This is a genomic window from Myroides sp. DW712 (assembly GCF_046557355.1).
GTDB lineage: Bacteria > Bacteroidota > Bacteroidia > Flavobacteriales > Flavobacteriaceae > Flavobacterium.
Genome location: NZ_JBKFDO010000005.1, coordinates 185,078 through 206,606 on the forward strand (window position 1 = coordinate 185,078; position 21,529 = coordinate 206,606).

The 21,529-nt window shown below is 37.2% G+C and carries 18 protein-coding genes; 10 read left to right on the plus strand and 8 right to left on the minus strand.

Annotated elements, in window-relative coordinates:
- Positions 1 to 2 precede the first annotated feature (2 nt).
- Complete coding sequence (locus ACLJX0_RS06135; protein WP_410879215.1) at positions 3 to 392, plus strand: hypothetical protein; 390 nt, start codon at positions 3 to 5, stop codon at positions 390 to 392.
- A 218-nt stretch (positions 393 to 610) separates the two neighbouring features.
- Entirely contained in the window at positions 611 to 814 is a 204-nt protein-coding gene (locus ACLJX0_RS06140) for a hypothetical protein (protein ID WP_410879216.1), read from the plus strand.
- Positions 815 to 1,288: 474 nt separating this feature from the next.
- Here the strand turns inward: ACLJX0_RS06140 and ACLJX0_RS06145 are convergent, their stop codons facing one another.
- The 6 genes from ACLJX0_RS06145 to ACLJX0_RS06170 form a co-directional block, all read right to left on the minus strand.
- A complete protein-coding gene (locus tag ACLJX0_RS06145) occupies positions 1,289 to 2,983 on the minus strand; it encodes a ribonucleoside-diphosphate reductase subunit alpha (protein ID WP_410879217.1) in 1,695 nt (564 codons plus the stop codon).
- A gap of 28 nt (positions 2,984 to 3,011) precedes the next feature.
- On the minus strand, positions 3,012 to 3,989 hold the full coding sequence (locus tag ACLJX0_RS06150) for a ribonucleotide-diphosphate reductase subunit beta (protein WP_410879219.1): 978 nt from the start codon (positions 3,987 to 3,989) through the stop codon (positions 3,012 to 3,014).
- Between the two features lie 415 nt (positions 3,990 to 4,404).
- A complete protein-coding gene (locus ACLJX0_RS06155; RefSeq protein WP_410879220.1) occupies positions 4,405 to 5,445 on the minus strand; it encodes a hemin-degrading factor in 1,041 nt (346 codons plus the stop codon).
- A gap of 12 nt (positions 5,446 to 5,457) precedes the next feature.
- A complete protein-coding gene (locus tag ACLJX0_RS06160) occupies positions 5,458 to 6,234 on the minus strand; it encodes a heme ABC transporter ATP-binding protein (protein WP_410879221.1) in 777 nt (258 codons plus the stop codon).
- A gap of 1 nt (position 6,235) precedes the next feature.
- Complete coding sequence (locus ACLJX0_RS06165) at positions 6,236 to 7,267, minus strand: FecCD family ABC transporter permease (RefSeq protein WP_410879222.1); 1,032 nt, start codon at positions 7,265 to 7,267, stop codon at positions 6,236 to 6,238.
- Positions 7,268 to 7,276: 9 nt separating this feature from the next.
- Positions 7,277 to 8,143, minus strand: a complete 867-nt coding sequence (locus ACLJX0_RS06170; protein WP_410879224.1) for a hemin ABC transporter substrate-binding protein — start codon at positions 8,141 to 8,143, stop codon at positions 7,277 to 7,279.
- A 274-nt stretch (positions 8,144 to 8,417) separates the two neighbouring features.
- On the opposite strand from ACLJX0_RS06170, the gene ACLJX0_RS06175 reads away from it, so the two are divergent.
- The 6 genes from ACLJX0_RS06175 (at position 8,418) to ACLJX0_RS06200 (ending at position 12,968) form a co-directional block, all read left to right on the plus strand.
- Positions 8,418 to 9,215 carry a M48 family metallopeptidase gene (locus tag ACLJX0_RS06175; RefSeq protein WP_410879226.1) on the plus strand — a complete coding sequence of 266 codons (798 nt, stop codon included), beginning with the start codon at positions 8,418 to 8,420 and terminating at the stop codon, positions 9,213 to 9,215.
- Positions 9,216 to 9,544: 329 nt separating this feature from the next.
- The gene (locus ACLJX0_RS06180) at positions 9,545 to 10,759 is read left to right on the plus strand and encodes an aminotransferase class V-fold PLP-dependent enzyme (protein ID WP_410879227.1); all 1,215 of its coding nucleotides are present in this window, start codon (positions 9,545 to 9,547) and stop codon (positions 10,757 to 10,759) included.
- 23 nt (positions 10,760 to 10,782) lie between these two features.
- Complete coding sequence (locus ACLJX0_RS06185) at positions 10,783 to 11,199, plus strand: SufE family protein (RefSeq protein WP_410879229.1); 417 nt, start codon at positions 10,783 to 10,785, stop codon at positions 11,197 to 11,199.
- Between the two features lie 28 nt (positions 11,200 to 11,227).
- Complete coding sequence (locus ACLJX0_RS06190) at positions 11,228 to 11,548, plus strand: iron-sulfur cluster assembly protein (protein WP_410879230.1); 321 nt, start codon at positions 11,228 to 11,230, stop codon at positions 11,546 to 11,548.
- Positions 11,549 to 11,550: 2 nt separating this feature from the next.
- Positions 11,551 to 12,066, plus strand: coding sequence for a DUF2480 family protein (locus ACLJX0_RS06195; protein ID WP_410879232.1), 516 nt, complete (start codon positions 11,551 to 11,553; stop codon positions 12,064 to 12,066).
- A gap of 56 nt (positions 12,067 to 12,122) precedes the next feature.
- Entirely contained in the window at positions 12,123 to 12,968 is an 846-nt protein-coding gene (locus ACLJX0_RS06200) for a DUF3078 domain-containing protein (protein WP_410879234.1), read from the plus strand.
- A gap of 53 nt (positions 12,969 to 13,021) precedes the next feature.
- On the opposite strand, the gene asnA is transcribed toward ACLJX0_RS06200, so the two are convergent.
- Both asnA and hflX read right to left on the minus strand, forming a co-directional pair.
- The gene (gene asnA, locus ACLJX0_RS06205; protein ID WP_410879235.1) at positions 13,022 to 14,023 is read right to left on the minus strand and encodes an aspartate--ammonia ligase; all 1,002 of its coding nucleotides are present in this window, start codon (positions 14,021 to 14,023) and stop codon (positions 13,022 to 13,024) included.
- 253 nt (positions 14,024 to 14,276) lie between these two features.
- On the minus strand, positions 14,277 to 15,512 hold the full coding sequence (gene hflX, locus ACLJX0_RS06210) for a GTPase HflX (protein WP_410879236.1): 1,236 nt from the start codon (positions 15,510 to 15,512) through the stop codon (positions 14,277 to 14,279).
- A gap of 343 nt (positions 15,513 to 15,855) precedes the next feature.
- On the opposite strand from hflX, the gene ACLJX0_RS06215 reads away from it, so the two are divergent.
- Both ACLJX0_RS06215 and ACLJX0_RS06220 read left to right on the plus strand, forming a co-directional pair.
- Positions 15,856 to 21,219, plus strand: coding sequence for a gliding motility-associated C-terminal domain-containing protein (locus tag ACLJX0_RS06215; protein ID WP_410879237.1), 5,364 nt, complete (start codon positions 15,856 to 15,858; stop codon positions 21,217 to 21,219).
- 63 nt (positions 21,220 to 21,282) lie between these two features.
- A partial coding sequence (locus tag ACLJX0_RS06220) for a type IX secretion system membrane protein PorP/SprF (protein WP_410879238.1) occupies positions 21,283 to 21,529 on the plus strand: 247 nt, incomplete at its 3' end.

The following is a 21,529-nucleotide window of genomic DNA, read 5'->3' on the forward strand; positions in this document are numbered from 1 at the left end:
TAATGAATATACTTGATATAGTTGATAATGGTACATTTTTGAATAAGATATACCCAGATGGTTTGGTTCATTTCTCTTTAGGAAGTTTTGTCTTAACACAAGACAGGGTAACGATGGTTTTACATGAAGAAACAGAACCTGCAATCCGAGTAGAAAAATGGGGTGAATGGGAAAAGGATTACAATATAGTGGCGATTGAATTTTTGGGAACAGTAATTCACAAAGCAACTATTAGTAATTGGCAAAATAACAAGGAAAGTGTACGTTATGAACAAAATATTTTTGTTCAAGATGACCAGTTAAATATTCAATTCAAAGGAGTAGATTGGTACGTAGAGTTTGTTTTGTCTACTTTAGTATTTCAACGATGTTCTACGTATTTAAAAGATTGAGGAAGAATGGTTTGTGTTTCTAACTAAACGCATTGGACAGTTTTTGGAATTGTGCGTATGATCGTTGGCGATGCGGGATTTTGTAACTATCCTTATCAAGGGCAGACCTACGATTGAGAGACAGGTCTAGACGTTAATTTTACAGTATTTGAGAGCGTAGAAGCTGCTATAGATTCTAGTATGACTAAAAGTTATACAATAAAAAGTTATTAACTAAGATGGTAAAATCATATTATTTAACCTTTGGCTTTTCGAAACAAGACAAAGTAGATTTGAGTGAAATAACTTCAAGTAAGTTAGAGATTCAATTGAAGACTTTGTCAAGAGGAACATTGGGATATAGATTTGGTCCTATAGCGGAAACACTTTCTATTCTTGAAAATTATGTAGAAGAGGAGGATTGGTGGCAAGAAGAGGCATAGCAGAATTATCCTATTTTAGTAACTGCCTCGTTTGCTCATGGAAAAAATGACGATAAAGAAAAAAGAGCAAGCAATGTTCGGGAAATTCTCCAAACAATTAATGATTTAATTGAAATTAGATTTGAAGTAATTGAATCAGAAAATTGAGTATGTATAGAACTAAAGTATAGTGAATAGGATTGATACCAAGTATCAATTTAACTTTAAGTCATGTACTGAAAATTCAAGAATTTAACAAAAGTAAATCGCTGAGGTATTTGCTTACTTTTTCAGCGGAAGGGTGAATAAGCTAAAAATAAGCCACAAAATTCAATGATAGCCTGTTTGTAGAAAGCAGTAAAAAAATGGAAATACGAGGCTTATAATGCGTTTTTCGCTGGGGTAAAGGCCTCGCTGGGAACACAAAGTAGGCTATGAAACAAAAAAGCCTCAAGAGTATTCCTTTTGAGGCTTTTTTGTTATTGTATGTGTGGATTAAGATTCACAACTGCTACAGTTTACCAAGTTGGTCACCATTTCTTTAGAAACACTTTGACTTCTTTGGTAGTATAGCGTTTTAACTCCTAATTCCCATGCTTCAATCATCAAGCGGTTTACATCTTTAATCGGAAGGGAAGACGGAATATTCAGGTTCAAACTCTGTGCTTGATCCACGTATTTTTGTCTGATTGCTGCTTGTTGGATAATTTCCAATTGGCTGATTTCCTTGAACGTTTTGAATACCGCTTTTTCCTCTTCTGTCAATCCTTCTAGCTGTTGAACACTACCACCAGAAAGCATGATGTTTCTCCACGTTTCTTCGTTATCCATGCCTTTTGACTCTAATAAAGCCGTTAGGTATTTGTTTTTACGCATGAAGTTTCCTTTCGATAACCCTGCTTTGTAGTAGTTACTGCTGAAAGGCTCAATTCCAGGTGATGTCTGCCCTAAAATCGCAGAAGAAGACGTTGTTGGTGCAATCGCCATTGTTGTCGTATTTCTTCTACCATATCCTTTTAAGATTTCAGGCTCACCGTAAATACGCGCTAATTCTTGAGATGCTTTATCTGCTTTTGCGCTGATGTCTTCAAAAATTTTGTTTGTCAACATTTTTGCTTCTAATCCTTCAAAAGGAATCATATTCTTTTGTAAGAATGAATGCCATCCTAAAACACCTAATCCTAAAGCTCTGTGTCTTTTCGCGAAGCGATTTGCCGATGCTAAGTAGTAATTTCCTTCTGTTTTTTCAATGAATTCCTGTAAAACAGCATCCAAAAAGAAAATCGCTAATTTAACTGCTTCTGTATCTTTCCACTCATCGTATAATTCCAAGTTCATGGAAGATAAACAACAGATGAATGACTCATCATCCGAAGAAGGTAGCATAATTTCTGAACAAAGGTTACTTGCGTTGATACGCATGTTTAAATCCTTGTATACTTGTGGCTTATTGCTGTTCACGTTGTCAGAGAAGAACAAGTATGGCATTCCTTTTTGCTGTCTGCTTTCTAGCACTTTAGCCCATAATTGTCTTTTTTCTTTATCTCCGTCAATCATTTCTTTCATCCAATAGTCTGGAATACTTACCCCGTAGAATAAGTTTTGAATTGGATTTCCGATATTTTTAATGTTTAAGAATTCATCACAATCTGGGTGATCAATATCCAAATAAGCCGCAAATGCACCGCGTCTTACCCCCCCTTGTGAAATCGTATCCATAGCCGTGTCAAACAGTTTCATGAAACTTACTGCACCACTACTTTTACCATTATCTGTAACTGCACTACCTCTTTCGCGTAAGCCTCCAAAATAACCTGAAGTACCTCCACCAATTTTAGTTTGCATAATCACTTCCCCTAATTTGTGCGTAATCCCTTCAATGCTATCCGGAATATTTACGTTGAAACAAGAAATTGGCAAGCCGCGTTCTGTTCCCATGTTTGCCCAAATTGGTGAACTTAAACTCATCCACCCACGTTCAATCATTTCTTGAAAAGACTCTTTCAATTCTGGTTTAAATAAGCGCTTTGCAGCTGCCGTAGTGATACGGTCAATAGCTCCTTCAACCGTTTCTCCTTTCAACAAATAACCCCTGTTTAGGATCTGCTCACTTTCGGAGTTTTTCCACCACAGCTTTTCCTGTAGGTTATCGTTCTCTTTTACTTCTAGTGGTAATGCGAAATTGTTCATAGTATTTTTGTGCAATTATAAGGGGTTATTAGAATAAATCTTCAGCGGTTATACTCTTATCGTGTTTTGTATAATCTACCGGTCTTTTGGCAAAGAAATCGTCTAAACTATTAGCGAATACCTCTTCCTCAAACCAAGCCATCGGTTTGTATTGTTCTTGGGTGATATTGTACACTTTTTTCAAACCAATTTTCAACATACTCTCATCCACTCTAAATTTCATGAAGTTCAACAAGTCGTGCTTACTTACTGTTTCAATCGCACCAGTTTCAAAAATCCAATCCAAGATTTTTGCTTCAATATCAATGGATGTACGAACAACGTCATTGACATGGTTAATTAATTCTTCATCAAAGAAATCTGGATATTCTTCGCGAATGATGTTGATGATATAGATTCCAGCGTTCGCGTGAATTTGTTCATCTACTGACGTCCAAGCAATGATATTACTCACGTTTTTCATCAATCCTTTGAAGCGTGTAAACGATAAGATGATAGCAAATTGACTGAACAAAGATACGTTTTCAATTAACAATGAAAACAAGATAAGGGATACCACGTATTTTTTGCGATCAGTACTGTTATTTGAATTCTCTAAAACAGAAGACAAATATTCTACGCGTTCTTTGATTACGGGAATTGTTAATAAGGCTTCAAACTCATCGTTGTAACCTAGTACATCCAGTAAGCGAGAATACGCTTCGGAATGTCTAAATTCGCATTCAGCAAAAGTAGCACCTAAACCATTAAATTCTGGTTTTGGGAAGTGAAGAAATAAATTTCCCCAAAACGTTTTTACCGCTACTTCGATTTGTGCAATAGCCAACAAGCTGTGTTTGATTGCCAATTGCTCTTCTTTAGATAAGTGAGAATGGAAGTCTTGTGTATCTGCTGTGAAATCTACTTCACTATGCACCCAAAAGGATTTGTTAATCGCTTCTGTGAATTGGTAGATACCTGGGTATTCGAATGGTTTATAGTTAACTCTTTTATCAAAAATAGACATAGCAATATATTTTTAAATTAATAACAGACGTAGTTTTTGCAAAGGCAGTATACACTGGACGTTTCAGTCAAAAATGTCACTTGGTTTTTGCTTAACTCACTTAGCTTTATACGCTTACAACAGAGCGTGAAATAAAAAGTGAACAGTGCTAAGTTACTATTTAGAAGCTATGATGTCAACTTTATTTTAGATTAAGTTATCAAATATTGTTAATAACTTTTATACCCCTGATTCTGCCTTGACTTCTGCCTTGTTTGGGTTGTATTTAGACGTTTATTGCTTGTTTTTATTTGGATTATTTAATGCGAAAAACAATTTTTTTTGTCGGTGGAGGGAGAAAAAGTAACGGGGATTGAAATGAAAACGTGCAACTATTCCATTGGAATAATTGCACGTTATTTGTTCTATTTTTGACCTAGTTTAATTGGGCCACAATGGATCTCCATGTTTCTAATTCAGGAATTCCAGGTTTTCTTTTTCCAAAGAATTGAACGATAATTTCACCCATTTCATTGAATACTTCTACTGCTGTAACAATGCCATCTTCGGTTGGTTTACGCACTACCCAAGTTTGTGCTACTTTATCCATGTCTAAGTGCATGTTAAAATCAGGATCTAAAACATTGTACCAATTTTGGTGCCACATGGTTTTGTTTACTTCTCCCGTGTGAATCTGAATATTTCCACGATTACCTACAAATACCATGATGGGTGTTTTTTCCGCTGAAGCTTGCTCTAATAACGTGATAATAGCCTCTTTAGATATTTTTTTAGCATAGAACTCACTCGGTGCTAAGCGCAAGGCTTGTGTTCTTGTTACATTATATTTTTTTAACAGGCTGAAGAAATTATGGGTGTCTTTCAAGCTCTCCCATTCTTGTCTGAACCCTTCTACGTCCACTTCTTCATCTAAACGCTCATCTAAATTTTGAAGATAAGGCTCTGTTTGGGCGTTAAATTCCTGAACATCCGCTTTGTATTTCGCAACTAAGGCGTCAAAGGCTTCTGCATTACTAATTGAAGTTAAGTAGATTTTGTGAATGGCCTCTCCATCTTTTCCAAAGAATTGCAAGCTTTTGCGTACAATATTTCCCGTTTCTTCTACTACAGCGAAAACGAATTTCCAATGTGACAAGAAGATGCGTAAATCAATATCAGGGTTTACAAATAAACCCGCATGAGGATTTGAAAAATCAGGATTACTATAAACGCCTTTTCTCTCGTGTACACATTCATCGTTGCGTGTCAGAGCCATTACTTTGCCTAATGATTCAATTTCGCTTAAAATAGCGACCATTTCTGGACGTAATAAAGTTGCTGTTTCTCCTAAGGTAGTGGCTAGTAATTCCATTTCACTTGCATTGAGTTCAGCCGCGGCATTGCGGATGCGCAAACGAGGATTTTCTTCTTTTAATTTGGCCCAACGTTCTTTTAATGCTACTATTTCAGTGTTCATTTTTTAATGTGTTTATACTCCAAAGATGATTAATGGAGCGTTATTAACTGGATTTTTTGTCACCACACACGGAAATTTGTAAACCTGAGAAATCGTTTCTTGGGTCAACACTTTTTCCGGCGTGTCGTACAGTACTTTTTCTCCTTTGTTCAGTAAAAGGATGCGATCCGCATATTGCGCTGCAATATTCAAATCGTGAATTACCACAATAGCAGTATTGCCTTGTCGTGTAAATTCTTTGATTAAATCAAGGATTTTATGTTGATGTAAAACATCTAAATTATTCAAAGGTTCATCCAAAAACAACAACTTATTTTCAATCGAATTGTTGAGTTGAGAGAGCACACGCGCTAGGTGCACCCGTTGTTTTTCTCCTCCTGATAAGTGATTGTATTCCCTATGCTGAAGCGGACAAACATCAATGCACTCCATGCTGTGTTGGATGGCTTTTTTGTCCTCCTCCGAAGGGGTATGTTCAAAATAGGGATAGCGTCCCATCATCACTACATCTTCCACTTGCAAGGGAATATCGGTATTGAATGATTGAGAGAACTTAGCTTTGTGTTTGGGTAAGGTTTTTTTGCACCACTTTGGGTATTCACATTCCTTTAAAAGGATGCGATTCCCAGGTTGGTGTAACTCATCGGCAAGTAAACTCAAAAAGGTTGATTTACCTGCACCATTAGGTCCCAATACGGCAATAAATTCTCCATTCTGACAACTAAAATCGATATTGTTGATCAGAAAGGTATCTTTTGCTTTAAAACTAACTTTAAGTGCTTCAATCATATTACATTGATTTTTTGAATTTAATTAAAATAGCAATGAAAACAGGAGCTCCCATAATTGCTGTTAAAATTCCAATGGGCACTTCTGTTGGTGGAACGAGTGTTCGACTTACCCCATCGGCCAGTAGAAGTAAAATCCCGCCAGCGAAGATGGATAATGGTAAGATAAAGTAGTAATTTGACTTAAAAATTAAGCGCAAAATATACGGTACTACTAAGCCTACAAAACCAATGGTTCCTGTAAAAGCAACAATAGTTCCAACCATTAACGCGGAAAATAAGATAATTCTCTTTTTAATGCGCTCTACTGTGATTCCTAAATGATTTGCATCTCGTTCACCTAACATCATGGCATTTAACGCTTTGCCTAAATTAAGCAAATAAATTAAAGATATCCCTATTACAACAGCTAAAATAGCTATTTTGGTCCAAGTTGCACCAGCCAAACTTCCTAGGGTCCAGAATGTTAAGTTTCTCAACTCTTCATCATTAGACACAAAAGTCAACAATCCTGTAATAGATCCAGATAGGGCGGTGATGGCCACACCCGAAAGCAAGAGAATGCTAATGTTTGTTTTGCCGTTCACGGTGGACATCTTATAGACGAAACTCATCGTTAGAATGGCTCCAATAAAGCTCATGATGCTCAAAAGCGAATAGTGGAGCACTTCAGGGATAAACGGTTTGATAAAAGCGCCTAGAACAATGGTGATAGAAGCAAAGAGTACTGATCCAGAGGTGATTCCAATCAAATCTGGCGATGCCAAGGGATTTTTGAACATCCCTTGCAAGGCAGTACCCGATAAAGCCAAACCACCACCCGCTAAAATAGCCATAATAATACGAGGTAATCGCACATGTGTAATGACATATTGATCACTCGGGTTTACCTTTTCTGGATGAAAAAGCAAGTTAATTATGGTGTTTAAACTACTATCCTCAAAGTTGTAAACTCCTAAAAAAATAGACACGGTTGCCATACCCAATAATACAATACTCAAGGTGCCTATATAAAAAGAGAGTCTTTTTTGCATGCTATTTTCCTATTCTGATAAGTGTTGGTTTAGTTGTGTAACGGCTGTTCCTACGCGAGGCGTAAACCCAGTTAACAATAAACCGTCCATGGCGATTATTTTCTTGTTTTTCCCAGCGTTGGTACGGTCTAAACCTTCGATTTTTAATACCCCCTCTACACCGCCCATGCTTTGTAAGCCTGTGTCAAACATTAAAATATAATCTGGATTGCTGTTTAGTAAAGCCTCAGGAGTTAAAGGTTTAAAATCGTCGAATCCCGTTACTGCATTTTGTCCACCAGCTAGTTCAATAATATTTTGCATCGGAGTCTTGTCTCCCGCTACAAATAAATTTGCCGCCCCTCTAGCATAGATGAAAAGAACTTTGGGTTTGTTTTCCAAAGTCTTTAACTGCGCTTGATCTTGGTCAATTTTAGCCACTAATCCTTCATAGTCTGTAAGATTTAATGAAGTTGCCACGTCTTTGATTAACGCTTTTGTTCCTGCAATAGAAAAATCTTGATCAATCACAACTAATTTAATGTTGGCATCTTCCAATTGTTTTTTCAAATTGTCGTTTAAATCTTTTTTGGCGATGTACACAAGGGTTGGTTTTAACGCCATTAAAGCCTCAATATTGATTTTATTTACGTGCTCTAGTTGTGTCGCTGTTGTATTCATATCCGCTGGATAGGTACTTGTAATATCGATTCCTACGATATTGTTTCGTTGATCTAAATCAACCAACGTTTCTGTAATGGCTCCACTTAAGGAAACAATACGCTCATTTGAAGTAGCTACTTCTGTATTAGTTGTCTCAACAGCTTTTTCTTCTTTGCTGTTCTTACACGCAACAACGGATAATGCGAGTAGGACTAAAAGGGCAGTTCTTTTCATACGGATTCTTATTTTAATTAAATCTGAATAGAGGCAAAAATAGGACTTTTTCAGCGCAATCAAAACATATTAAGAGTAATTTTAAATAATAGGTATTGTGAGGGATAGGGGCAAAAAATGTTAAAAATACACAGCAAGAAGGACAGCGTTGAATATTTGTTTTTTAAAGTGTTATAACAGCATTTTATGAGGGGGAAGTTGGTTTGGTTTTTAGTTCTTTTTCAACTAGCTCTTCTTCTTTATTACTCGTATCTTTGTACGTTAAAAAAATACGATGAAAAAAGTTTTATTTACTACAGTTGTTGCCGTTTTAGTAATGACAACAGCGCAAGCTCAATTGGGTAAATTGAGTGGAAAAAAAATCGACGCCTTGACTACAGCGGCGTCTGCGTTTACCGTATCGGATGCTGAAATTCAACAATCAGCGAAGGAAGCGATTCAATGGATGGATGAAAACAATCAAGTTTGTTCCTTAGATTCGAAGCAAAAAGACATGCGGGAGTATGCAGAACGTCTAGATCGCATTTTTGGGCCGTACAAAAACTACGACGGACTAAACTTAAACTACAAGGTGTATTATGTAACAGATATCAACGCATTTGCTTGCGCGGATGGAAGTATTCGCGTGTTTTCTTCTTTGATGGATATCATGACAGATGATGAGCTATTAGCCATTATTGGACATGAGATCGGTCATGTGAAGTTAGAACATACCTTGAATGCATATCGACAAATTCTCTTAGCAGAAGGAGCTGTTAAGTTTGTAGGATCTACTAAAGGAACGGCTGCTGACATCATGAATTCGAATTTAGGCGGAATGGCTGAAAAATTTATGGGTGCTTCGTTCTCTCGAAAACAAGAAACAGATTCAGATGATTACTCGTATAAATTCTTAGTCGCGAACGGAAAAAATCCACAAGCTTTGGCTGATGGCTTCCAAAAATTTGCGGATATGGAAAAAGAGTATGGAGCAGATAAGTCATTAGGCGCTAAAATGTCTTCTAGCCATCCAGATAGTGAGAAACGCGTAAAACGTGTATTGGAAAAAATAAAAAAAGGGGATAAGAAGTAATCGCTTTAGCACATAGAAAAGAAGGGATGGTTTTTTAAAATCGTCCCTTCTTTTTTGGAGTGAATAGAAACGAATTGACAACTATGGTGTAGATGTTAGTAGTTCAAGAGAGATTCTTAAAATAAAGTAAAATAGTTCAGTTTGGTATTTAAAGTATTTAGTCGTATAGTTTTTAATTTTCAGCTTTTAGAAGTAAAAGGTATAGTGACTTTTAGTAAATAATACACCTATTTGGTAAGAAATAGTCCATTGTGTTGCGAATAGATTGTTTGTTACAAACCAATGGGATTCACTATCTTTGTCTATAATTTTGATTAAAAAGACAGGTTATGTTAGATATAAAAGCAGTTAGAGAAGATTTTCCGATCCTGAAACAACAGGTAAACGGAAAGCCCTTAGTATATTTTGATAATGCTGCAACAGCTCAAAAGCCCAAAGTGGTGGAAGAGGCAATCAAAACCTATTACGAAACGATTAACGCCAATATCCACCGCGGAGTGCATACGCTAAGTCAATTGGCTACGGATGCGTATGAAGAATCGAGAAAAAAAGTACAGCATCACATCCATGCAAAAGAAGATAAAGAAATTATCTTTACTCCTGGTACAACGTTTGGAATTAATTTAGTGGCCAGTGGTTTTGGTGCTTTGCTAAAAGCAGGGGATGAAGTGCTTATTTCTGCTTTAGAGCATCATTCAAACATTGTGCCTTGGCAATTCGCTTGTGAGCGTTCAGGAGCAACGCTGAAAGTAATTCCCATGAATGAAAAAGGGGAGTTGATCATGGAGGCCTACGATAATCTGTTAACAAAGAACACCAAAGTAGTGGCGGTTTCGCATATTTCCAATGCTTTAGGAACCATCAATCCCATTAAGGAAATGATTGAGAAAGCCCATGCGGTTGGTGCTGCAGTTTTAATTGATGGAGCACAAGCAACACCTCATATTAAACCAGATGTACAAGATTTAGATTGTGATTTCTATGTTTTCTCTGGACATAAAATATGCGGTCCTACTGGAACAGGGGTATTGTATGGTAAAGAAGCTTGGTTGAATAAATTACCACCTTATCAAGGTGGGGGCGAGATGATTAAGACTGTTACATTTGAGAAAACAACTTATGCGTGTTTGCCTCATAAATTTGAAGCGGGAACTCCAAATATTGCTGGAGGAATTGTATTGGGATACGCCTTGGATTATCTTAATCAACTTGGATTTGACAATATTCAAGCCTATGAACATGAATTGTTAACCTACGGAACGAAGCGTTTATTAGAGATTGAAGGTTTGCGCATTGTAGGAACAGCAGCCAATAAAACGTCGGTCATTTCATTTAATATTGAAGGCTTGCATCCGTATGATGTTGGGGTAATTGTTGATAAATTAGGAGTGGCGGTTCGTACTGGACATCACTGCACGCAGCCGATAATGGATTTCTTTGGCATTCTGGGAACCATACGTGCGTCCTTTAGTTTTTACAACACCAAAGAAGAAATCGATATTTTAGTGGAAGCCGTGAAAAAAGCGCAACAAATGCTTTCCTAATTTAACATAGAAATAGATAAAATATGACTATAAGAGAAGCACAAGAAGAAATAAAGGATGAATTCTCCATGTTTGAGGATTGGATGCAACGCTATGAATACATCATCGAATTGGGAAAATCACTCCCTATCATTGAGAAAAAGTATCAAGTAGAGGAAAATCTAATCAAAGGTTGCCAATCTCAAGTATGGTTACACGCGGAAAGTGTGGACGGAAATGTGGTGTTTACAGCCAATAGTGATGCTATTTTAACTAAGGGAATCATCGCCATTTTAATTCGTGTTTTTTCCAATCAAAATCCAGTGGATATCGTGGAAGCGGATTTATCTTTTATCGATGAAATTGGTCTGAAAGAACATTTATCCCCCACACGTGCCAATGGTTTAGTCTCTATGATTAAGCAAATTCGCATGTATGCTTTGGCTTTTCAAGCCCAATAATTTTAATTCAAAAGAAACAGTTTTTAGTATGGAAGAAATAGATGTACAACAATTAGGAGAAAATATCGTAAGAATATTAAAGACCATTTACGATCCAGAAATTCCTGTAGATATTTATGAACTAGGGTTGATTTACGATGTATTTGTAAACGAAACCCAAGACGTCAAAATCTTGATGACGCTAACGTCTCCAAACTGTCCCGTGGCAGAAACGTTGCCGATGGAAGTGGAGGAAAAAGTAAAATCAATTGACAACGTGAACAACGTGGAAATTGAATTGACTTTTGATCCACCTTGGTCGAAGGACTTAATGAGTGAAGAAGCACAATTAGAGCTAGGATTGCTATAAGTATGGAAGGAGAAATTGTAAATAAAGTTGCCAATAGTGCATTGAAAATCTTTGATTTGGAGGATTTATATCCAACAAATCCGAGAATGGAAGTCGATATTACGCAGTGGTTATTCGAAGGTCTTGTCTTGCGAGAGAAAGACTTTAGAGCTGCTTTAAAAGAAGTGGATTGGAGCGTGTATCAAGGCGCTTATGTTGGTTTATATTGTTCCACAGATGCTATTTTACCTGGTTGGGCCTATATGCTTTTAACGAGTTATTTACAACCCGTTGCCAAACGCATATTTCTTGGAGATAAAGATCACTTAGAAAAATCAATTTATCAAGAGTTGTTATTTGCTATAGATTACAGCGAGTACCAGGATCTACCTGTGATTATCAAAGGTTGCTCTAAGAAGGAAATTCCAGAAGAAGCCTATGTTTTAGCCACACAATTGATGATGAATACGGCTCGATCGGTGATGTTTGGTGAAGCTTGCTCTGCGGTACCTGTTTACAAACGTTTAGCAAAAAAGTAATTTTTTTTTGGGTTTTTCACGCTTTATTGTTATTTTCGTGTTAAAATAACAGTATTATGAGAAAATTTTTGCTTAGCATTGCTGCTGTGTTTATGTTGTATTCTGCACAAGCTCAGGAGACTGAAGAAACGGAAGTTCCAAAAAGCTGGACTTCAAAAGGGAATTTTGCTCTTATCGCAAATCAATCGAGTTTTTCCAATTGGCAAGCCGGGGGGGACAATAACCTTGCTGGAAATGTCAATTTAAATTACGATTTAAACTACAAGAAAGACGACTGGACTTGGGACAATAAGTTTCAAGTAAGTTATGGTTTAACGAAGTTAAAAGGAGAAAAAGAAAAGAAAACGGATGACCGTTTAGAATTTACCTCTTTACTAGGTAAACAAATGACGAACAAGTGGTATTACTCTTTATTTATGAACTTCAAAACGCAGATGGATTCTGGTTGGGATGAAGATGGAAATAAGAATACACACTTTATGTCACCTGCTTATTTACAAATTGGACCTGGTTTATTGTGGAAAGACAGTGATAATTTGAAAGTAAACTTTGCACCTGCGACTTCGCGTTTTATTATGGTTCATAAGCATTTTACTGAATTTGGGGATGCTTTTGGGGTTGAACAAGGTAAGACGATGGAGTATCAACTGGGGATGGCTATCAACGGGTACTACAAGTTTAATCCAATGGAAAATGTTTCTATTGAGAATATCTTAAACTTGTATTCTAACTACTTAGAGAAGCCAGAAAATATAATTATGGATTATCAATTGAATGTTGTTTTGAAAGTAAATAAGTATTTATCTACAAACTTGACTTTCCAAGCGATTTATGATGATAAAGCATACCAAGGGTTCCAATTACGTGAAATGATTGGTTTAGGTGTAAATTACACGTTTTAATCGTAGAATGTATACTAATGAAAAGCTCGTGCCAAAGGCACGAGCTTTTTTTGTTACAATAAGTGAATCTGTTGCTGCGCGGCTTGCGCTCGAACAGCATCGGGCCAAAGGCTTACTTGTACTTCGCCAATGTGTTTTTTGCGCAGTAAAAACAGGCACAAACGCGATTGGCCAATGCCACCACCGATGGTCAAGGGAACTTGGTCTTGTAGCACCAATTGATGGTAAAATAAATTCGCTCGACTGCTGCTTTGAGTGAGCATTAATTGATGTTCTAGAGCCGTTTTATCCACGCGTATACCCATCGAACTTAGTTCAATAGCCTGTTCCAATATGGGATGCCAAACTAACAAGTCACCATTGAGTCCGCGGTATCCTTCTTCGGTTGGGGTACTCCAATCATCGTAGTCTGAGGCTCGACCATCGTGGGGCTTCCCATTCGAAAGCAGGTCTCCTATACCGATAATAAAGACTGCCCCATACGTTTTGGTTATGGCTTGTTCTCTCTCTTTTGACGATAAAGTAGGATAGAGTTGCAAGAGTTGTTCTGCATGAATAAACGAAAGTGTGGAAGGCAAAATAGGTTCGATGTGGAGCATTTGCCAAGCCACCGCCTCTGTACCCCTTATCGCTTGGTAGATATGGCGCACAATCATCTTTAAATAGCTTAAACAGCGGTTGTGAGGTGCAATTCTCAATTCCCAATCCCATTGATCCACGTAAATAGAGTGAATCGGGCTATACTCTTCATCCGCGCGTATAGCACGCATATCGGTTAGAATCCCCTCGTATACAGGTAATTCCAATTCTTGTAGGCGAATGCGCTTCCACTTGGCTAAAGAGTGTACAATCACCGCATGGGTAGACAAAAATTTGACAGGAAAAGACACCGCTTTTTCTACGCCATTCAAATCGTCATTAATTCCTGTTCCTTCATTCACCAACATCGGAGATGAAATAGGAAACAAATTTAGCGCTTCGCTTAGTTTAGTTGCAAAGGTGTGTTTAAGTAAGGCAATAGATTTTTCAGTCTGTAAAATTTCGTCTTTACGCATAAGAATTTGGGGTTTAAAAAGTTTATAAATAAAAAAAGGCCCCTCGAATGAGGAGCCTTGAAACGTTGAATAAATAATATAAATATTAGCCTATTCTCAATCCATAGAAATTCCCCTTCGAAGAGCAGTTGCAATTCAAATTTGAAGAGAAATTAGTAGTAGTTAAGATTGATATAAGCATAACGAATTGGCGTTTGATTAACGGAAGAATAAAAGTAGTACTTTTTAGTTTAGGTTCCTTCTAAAATAAAAGTTAATTTTTATCTTCTTCATTTTCAATTAAATGATCAAAATCGGGGTACAAGAAATTGTTGTAAGGAAATCGAGTGATGTGAATTTGTCGAACGGCTTCATACACTGTTTTTCTAAATTCTTCAAAGTTTTCCTTATTTGTTGCGGAGATAAAGATGGCGTTCTCGGGACCTACTTTATTCATCCACGTTTTCTTCCACTCTTCGATTGAGTAGTGACGGGAGGTGCGTTCCGTGATTAAATCATCTTCAGCAATCACCTCTGGATGGTAGGCATCGATTTTATTGAAGATCATAATCGTCGGTTTGTCGTCGCTTTTGATGTCTTTTAGAATTTCGTTGACAGAAGCAATGTGATCTTCAAAGTCATGGTGTGAAATATCTACCACATGCAAAAGTAAATCCGCTTCTCTAACTTCATCTAAGGTACTTTTAAACGACTCAACTAATTGCGTTGGAAGTTTGCGAATAAATCCAACCGTATCCGACAAGAGGAAAGGCAAATTGCCAATCACAATTTTGCGAACGGTCGTATCTAGCGTAGCGAATAGTTTATTTTCTACAAAAACTTCACTTTTTCCAATGGCATTCATGAGTGTTGATTTACCCACGTTGGTGTACCCAACAAGTGCAACGCGAACCATAGCTCCGCGGTTACTTCGTTGAGAAGCCATCTGCTTGTCAATTACCTTTAATTTCTCACGTAAGAGGGTAATTCTATCGCGTACAATACGTCTATCTGTTTCAATTTCAGTTTCTCCAGGACCACGCATTCCAATTCCTCCACGTTGTCTTTCCAAGTGGGTCCACATCCCAGCTAAGCGAGGCAGTAAATATTGGAATTGAGCCAATTCTACTTGCGTTCGCGCATAAGACGTCTGTGCGCGTTGAGCAAAAATATCTAAAATGAGGTTGGTTCGGTCTAAAACCTTGCAATCGAGTAATCTAGAAATATTTTTCTGCTGGGCTGGGGAAAGTTCATCATCAAATATGACTGTGTGAATATCGTGTTCGACAATATAATGCTTAATCTCCTCCATTTTCCCTGTCCCCAAAAAAGTCTTTGCATTGGGTTGATCTAATTTTTGACTAAAACGCTTGTGTACTTCTCCACCTGCCGTAATGGTTAAAAACTCCAACTCATCCAAGTACTCATTTAACTTCGCTTCATCTTGATCTCTATTGACAATCCCTACAATAACAGATCGTTCAAAATTTATGTCTTCTCTTTCAATCATATATATACTGTCTAGGTAGACAAAATTAGTAAAAAAATATGGGTTGATTGTTTTGTTGGACAAGAGTTTATGGGGAGAGCTAAGGAATTGTGGATAAACAAAGGGGTAGAGAGCGTTTTAGTAACAGGTAAAGACGAATAAATGTTAATAAAAGAGCCTGTTTTAGCTTCTTGTTAGGAAGTTGTAATTCGTGAAAAGTCATTTAAAATAATAAGTAATTGAAATATTCTACATTTTTTAAATAAAAAAAGAAAATTTGTATGCATATATTAATTTGCTTTTTGTTAATATTAATATAAAAAAAATTATATATTTGACAGTAACTAACCTAAAACGAATACACATGAAAAAAATTACAGTGCTTTTCTTCTTGTTGCTCAGTATATGCTTTATACATGGGCAAGAAGTTACGATTGGCACAGGTACCATTGCTCAAGAGTATCCTTTATCTAATTATTACGGTTATCAGCGTTCAGCAGCTTTGTATACCGGAACTGAAATCAATCAGACTGGTTTTATCAATAAGTTAGCATGGGATATCGGTAAGATGGGCGATCGTAGACCTGTGAAAATTTACTTGAAATTAGTTGAAGCAGATACATTAGTTGCTGCAAATTGGACTACATTAACAACAGGTGCTACCTTAGTTTACAATGGTAGTTTTTTGCCTACTACCGCATTAGGATATCAGACCATTAATTTGGATCGTAGTTTTAGTTATACAGATAGAACTAAAAATGTATTGGTTTTAGTGGAAACCAATGCTGGTGCTGCAGGGATAGATGGGGTAGAAGGATTAAAGATTAAAGCATCAACAAGTACAAATACACATTTAACTACTCGAGTGGATAATACGGATGCATCGGGTAATTTATCTTTTGTTTCTAATAAACCTAATATCAAGATGATGTTTGGTTCAGAAATTACGTGTTATGGTATTCAAGCGGTTCTTGATACTGTGAAAGCAAGAAGTGTTCGTTTTTCGATTACATCGCAGACAACAACAAGTTCTTTTTCTTATGAAATTAGAACCAGTGGTGCTGCAGGTTCTGGAGCAACGGGCTTAGCCGCTTCAGGAACGATCACAGACTTGAGTGCGCAACCATTCGTTGTGACAGGATTGGTTCAGCAAACCAATTATACCTTGTATGTGCGTGCTATATGTGCTAATAATCAAAATTCGTTGTATTCTACAGGTCTAGCGTTTACTACGCCACAGGATATTGTAACCTTGCCATTTACGGAAGATTTTGAAGGGGAAACTGCTTTTTACTACGTTAATGACACCAATAATAAATGGCATATTGGTACGGCGGCTCGTAACACAGGAACCAAAGGACTGTATATTAGTAAAGATGGTGGACAAACCAATACCTATAATAACGTTGGGGTACAGGTCTCTCATGCTTATATGAATGTTCAAATTCCAGAACATGCAGAAGACTTAGAAATTAAGTTTGATTGGCGTTGTGTAGCCCAAGGGAATGTAAAGGATTACTTTAGAGTATGGCTTGTTCCTATCACGTATTTGCCGACAGTTCGTTCACAGATTACAGCCAACGCTACGCGAGTACAAATGGGAAGAACGCAGTATTATGAAAATGAAGAGTTCTTGAATGAACGATTCTATGTTCATGTAGCTCCTTTTGCTGGAGAACAAATGCGCCTTATTTTTGAATGGAAGCAAGATGCAAGCCTTGGGGAAGATCCTCCAGCAGCTATTGATAACATCAATATCAAAGCATTTTTTTGTAAAAAAGTGGTCAACAATACCATTCAAATTACAGATATTACAACTACAGCAGGTACCGTTAGTTGGGCGGCTTCTGATGCAGAAGCTTATGAAGTTTATCTAGAGGATACGCCTAATCTACCTGTAGATAGAGCAAGAACTCCGCTGCCGCATAGTAATAATTTATTGAGGACCCCTTATCGTACGACAGATCCAACGTTTACGTTTACCGATTTAAATCCTGGTACACAGTATTTAGTTTGGGTGCGTGCGATATGTGAACCCGGTAAGGTTAGTGTCTGGGAAGGACCAAAAATTTTGGCAACCAATATGACACCAGTAGCCCTTCCTTATAGTGAAGATTTTGAACGAACAACTAATTTTGAGTTTAAGAAAAATGATTCAAAAAATAAGTGGTTCGTTGGAAAAGCCGTGAATAATGGTGGGTCAAAAGCCTTGTATATCAGTGAAAATTATGGGGAAACTAATAGCTATAACCCAACAGGAGCACAAGTTTCTCATGTATATAAAGATTTTATCGTTCCTACAGGAACACAAGAAGTAAAAGTGAATTTTGATTGGCGTTGTGTAGGAGAAGGGACCATCTCGGATTATTTTAGAGTTTGGGTAGTGCCAGTAGCGTACACTCCGTCAATTGGAACACAAATTGCAGTTGGAACAGGTAGAATTCGCTTAGGCGGAGCACAGTTTAATAACCGTGAGACTTTTAAAAGTGAAGAATACACGTTTGATGCAACAGCTTATGCGGGACAAAATATGCGTGTGGTGTTTGAGTGGAGACAAGATGCTAGTAGTGGAAATCAGCCACCAGCGGCCATTGATAATTTAAAAGTAGAAGCAAAATCATGTGTAGCACCGACAAATTTTAGAGTGGTGGAAACACGCGGTACAACAGCGACTGTGCAATGGAATAGAGTATCTAGACAAAATAGATTTGAGATTTATTATTCGACGGTCAATACACCGCCAGCTGAAACAGTGACGGGATCTGTGATTACAACAAGAAATCCCTATACAATTACAGGGTTAACACCAAGAACAATATATTACGTTTGGATTCGAACGGTTTGTAATGATAGCAACAGAAGTTTCTGGGTTCCTCTTGTGCTTAATACTGGGCAAGTGCCCGCAGAATTTCCATTTGATGAGCAATTTGAAGGTAATTTAGATTGGGACTTTAGTAGCCCAACAGTGAATAAATGGGTGATTGGAACAGCTGTACAGAATGGAGGTACTCAATCGCTTTATGTAACGAAAGACGAAGGAGTTACCAATTCATATGATGTAAATGTAAGAACGGTGGCCCATGCTTATCGCGATATTGCTATTCCAATGGGAGTAGCCGAGACTAATTTTAGTTTTGATTGGCGTTGTATGGGAGAAGGTACAACAACGAAGCGCGATTATTTTAAAGTATGGCTCGTTCCAGGTTCTTATCTTCCAGTTGCAGGCCAACAAATTACGGCATCAATAGATGATAACCGTATTCAAGTTGGGACTATGTTTAATCAACAAGGAAACTTTACCAGTTTTGTTGCAACGGATTTTGATTTAAACCGTTTCCAAGGACAAGTTATGCGATTAATTTTTGAATGGAATCAAGATGCGAGTAGCGGGGATCAACCGCCAGCCGCGATTGATAATATTAAAATTGAAAAGGGAAATTGTCCAAATGTTCGAAACCTTCAATCAGAAGTGATAGAAGGATCATCACCAGTTAGCGCTTTGTTAACATGGGATTCCTATGGAAATGAAACGCAATGGGAAGTGATGATATTTGAATTAGAAGATCCTGCAAATCCGAATACTACACCGAATGGAATTATTGTTAATCAACCTAGTTATGTATTTGTAGATCCAGATCCAACAAATATGACGGATCGATTTTATCGTTTCTATGTTCGCCCTATTTGTGAAGGAACGAATATAAAAAAGTGGACAGGTCCTGCTGTTATTTCTTTTATTCCACCACCGGGTTGTGCTAAGGTAGAAGCAGATATCGAGTTTGGCGATATTGAGGGCTTGACAAGAAATGAAAAAGGAGAATATATTATTTGTGAAAAAGGAACATTTAATTTTTCGTTAGGCGCTTCATATGAAGATATTAAACGAACAGAAAAATACAATATTGTTCCAATTCCTTATAGACCTCCATTTCCTTTTACTGGTGGAGGAGCGATACAAATCAATACGGATGATAAATGGTCCGATGTAATTAATTTAGGGTTTGATTTCTGTTTCTTCGGGAATAAGTACAATAATGTGTTAATTACGGATAATGGGGCAATAACCTTTAGTATTAAAAATGTTGTACCTGGTGGACGATATACAGCAGGTAGTGGCAGTGGTTATTCAATGAATGCGACTAATCCGATACCTTACGATCCAGGAGGGACTAGTCCTCCTTATGTGGATGCTATATTTGGTGTATTGCAAGATTTAGATCCAAGAGTTGGGACTACAGGTAGTCCTCCTGAAAGAAGTATTAATTATCAAATTATGGGAAAAGCACCATGTAGAACATTGGTATTTAATATTTATCGTTTAGGATTATATAGTGATGGTTATAAGGGAGGTGAAGATATTGATACATCTACACAAACCACACAAGTGGTATTGTATGAAGGAACCAATATCATTGAAGTATATGTTAAAAATAGACCTGCTGCACGTACATGGAATGGAGGGAATGGAGTTTTAGGTATTCAAAATAGTACAGGAACTATTGCTTATGTACCACCAGGGCGTAATGTTGGACGTTGGACAGCTCAGAATGAAGCTTGGCGTTTTGAACCAGCTGGTGAGGCTACAGCAGAATTCTTATGGGAAAAAGATGATGAGTTTTTCTCTAATCAAGCAAAAATTCATATTGAAGTAGATAAAACGGTAAAATATACAGCAAAAGCAATCTATGAAATCTGTGGAGATGAAGAAACAATCATAACCAAAGAATTTATCTTCTTAAAAGAAGATTTTAAGCTAGGTAAAGTGAATGATTTAATTGATTGTACACGGAAACCAGGGGAAGAGAATATCTTTAAACTAAGAGATACATATCCTGATATTTTTGGGGATCTGGATCCCACGCGTTTTATCCTTAAATTCTATGGATCGATTAGTGATAGGGACTTAGATATCAATCCATTAGATGAAATTATAAAGTATAAGGGATCAAATAAAACCATCTATATCAAACTAAAGAATAAGTTGACGGGATGTACACAATATTCTTCGTTTAGTTTAGGGGTCGATGAACCATTAGAAGTGACCATTTTAGAGAATCGAAGTGTTTGTGGTTCGTATTTACTTCCTAAATTAGCAGAAGGAGAAGCGTATTTTACGCAACCATATGGAAAAGGAACTAAATATGAAGGAGGCGCTGTATTTTCGGAGATTGGTATTCACACCATCTATGTGTATAAAGAAGAAGGTGCTTGTTATGGTCAATCGGAATTTAAATTAGAAATTGTAGATCAACCAGTGGCGGATAAAATTGAAAGTATGACGCTTAGTTGTAAGGTATTTAAACTACCTGAACTATCGGAGTATAACAAGTATTTTACGATGCCTAATGGACAAGGACAAGAATTAATTCCAGGTTTGATTATTTTTGAACCGACAACTATTTATATTTTTGCAAGTAATAAAGGAGAAAATGGTGCATTTTGTGTAGATGAAAGTAGCTTTACCATAGATTTCGAAGAATGCCCAATTCCAAAGGGAATTTCACCAAATGGAGATGGAGTAAATGATTCTTTTGATTTGACGGGATATGGGATTTCTAAGATTCAAATTTTTAACCGCAATGGAATCGAGGTTTATTCCCAAGGGATGTATGAAAAAGAATGGAGAGGACAGGATAAATCGGGCAATAAATTGCCATCAGGAACCTATTTTTATCTCATCATTGCCAATGGAGAAAGTAAATCAGGTTGGATACAGCTGAATTATTAATACAAACAAACAACTGTGTGCGTAAACACACAGTTGTTTTTATTATAAAAAATTAAACCGTATATGAAGAAACTATATTTAACATTAGGTGTGCTGGGTTTGCTTAGTAGCCTTGAGGTCCACGCCCAACAGAACCCACAGTATACGCAGTATATGTACAATATGAGTGTGGTGAATCCGGCGTATGCTGGATCGAAAGATGCAGTCTCTATGGGAGCCTTGTACCGCAAACAATGGGCTGGTTTTGATGGCGCACCAGAAACAGGAACTTTTTTCATCAACAGTCGTGTAGGTAAAAAAGTTGGTGTTG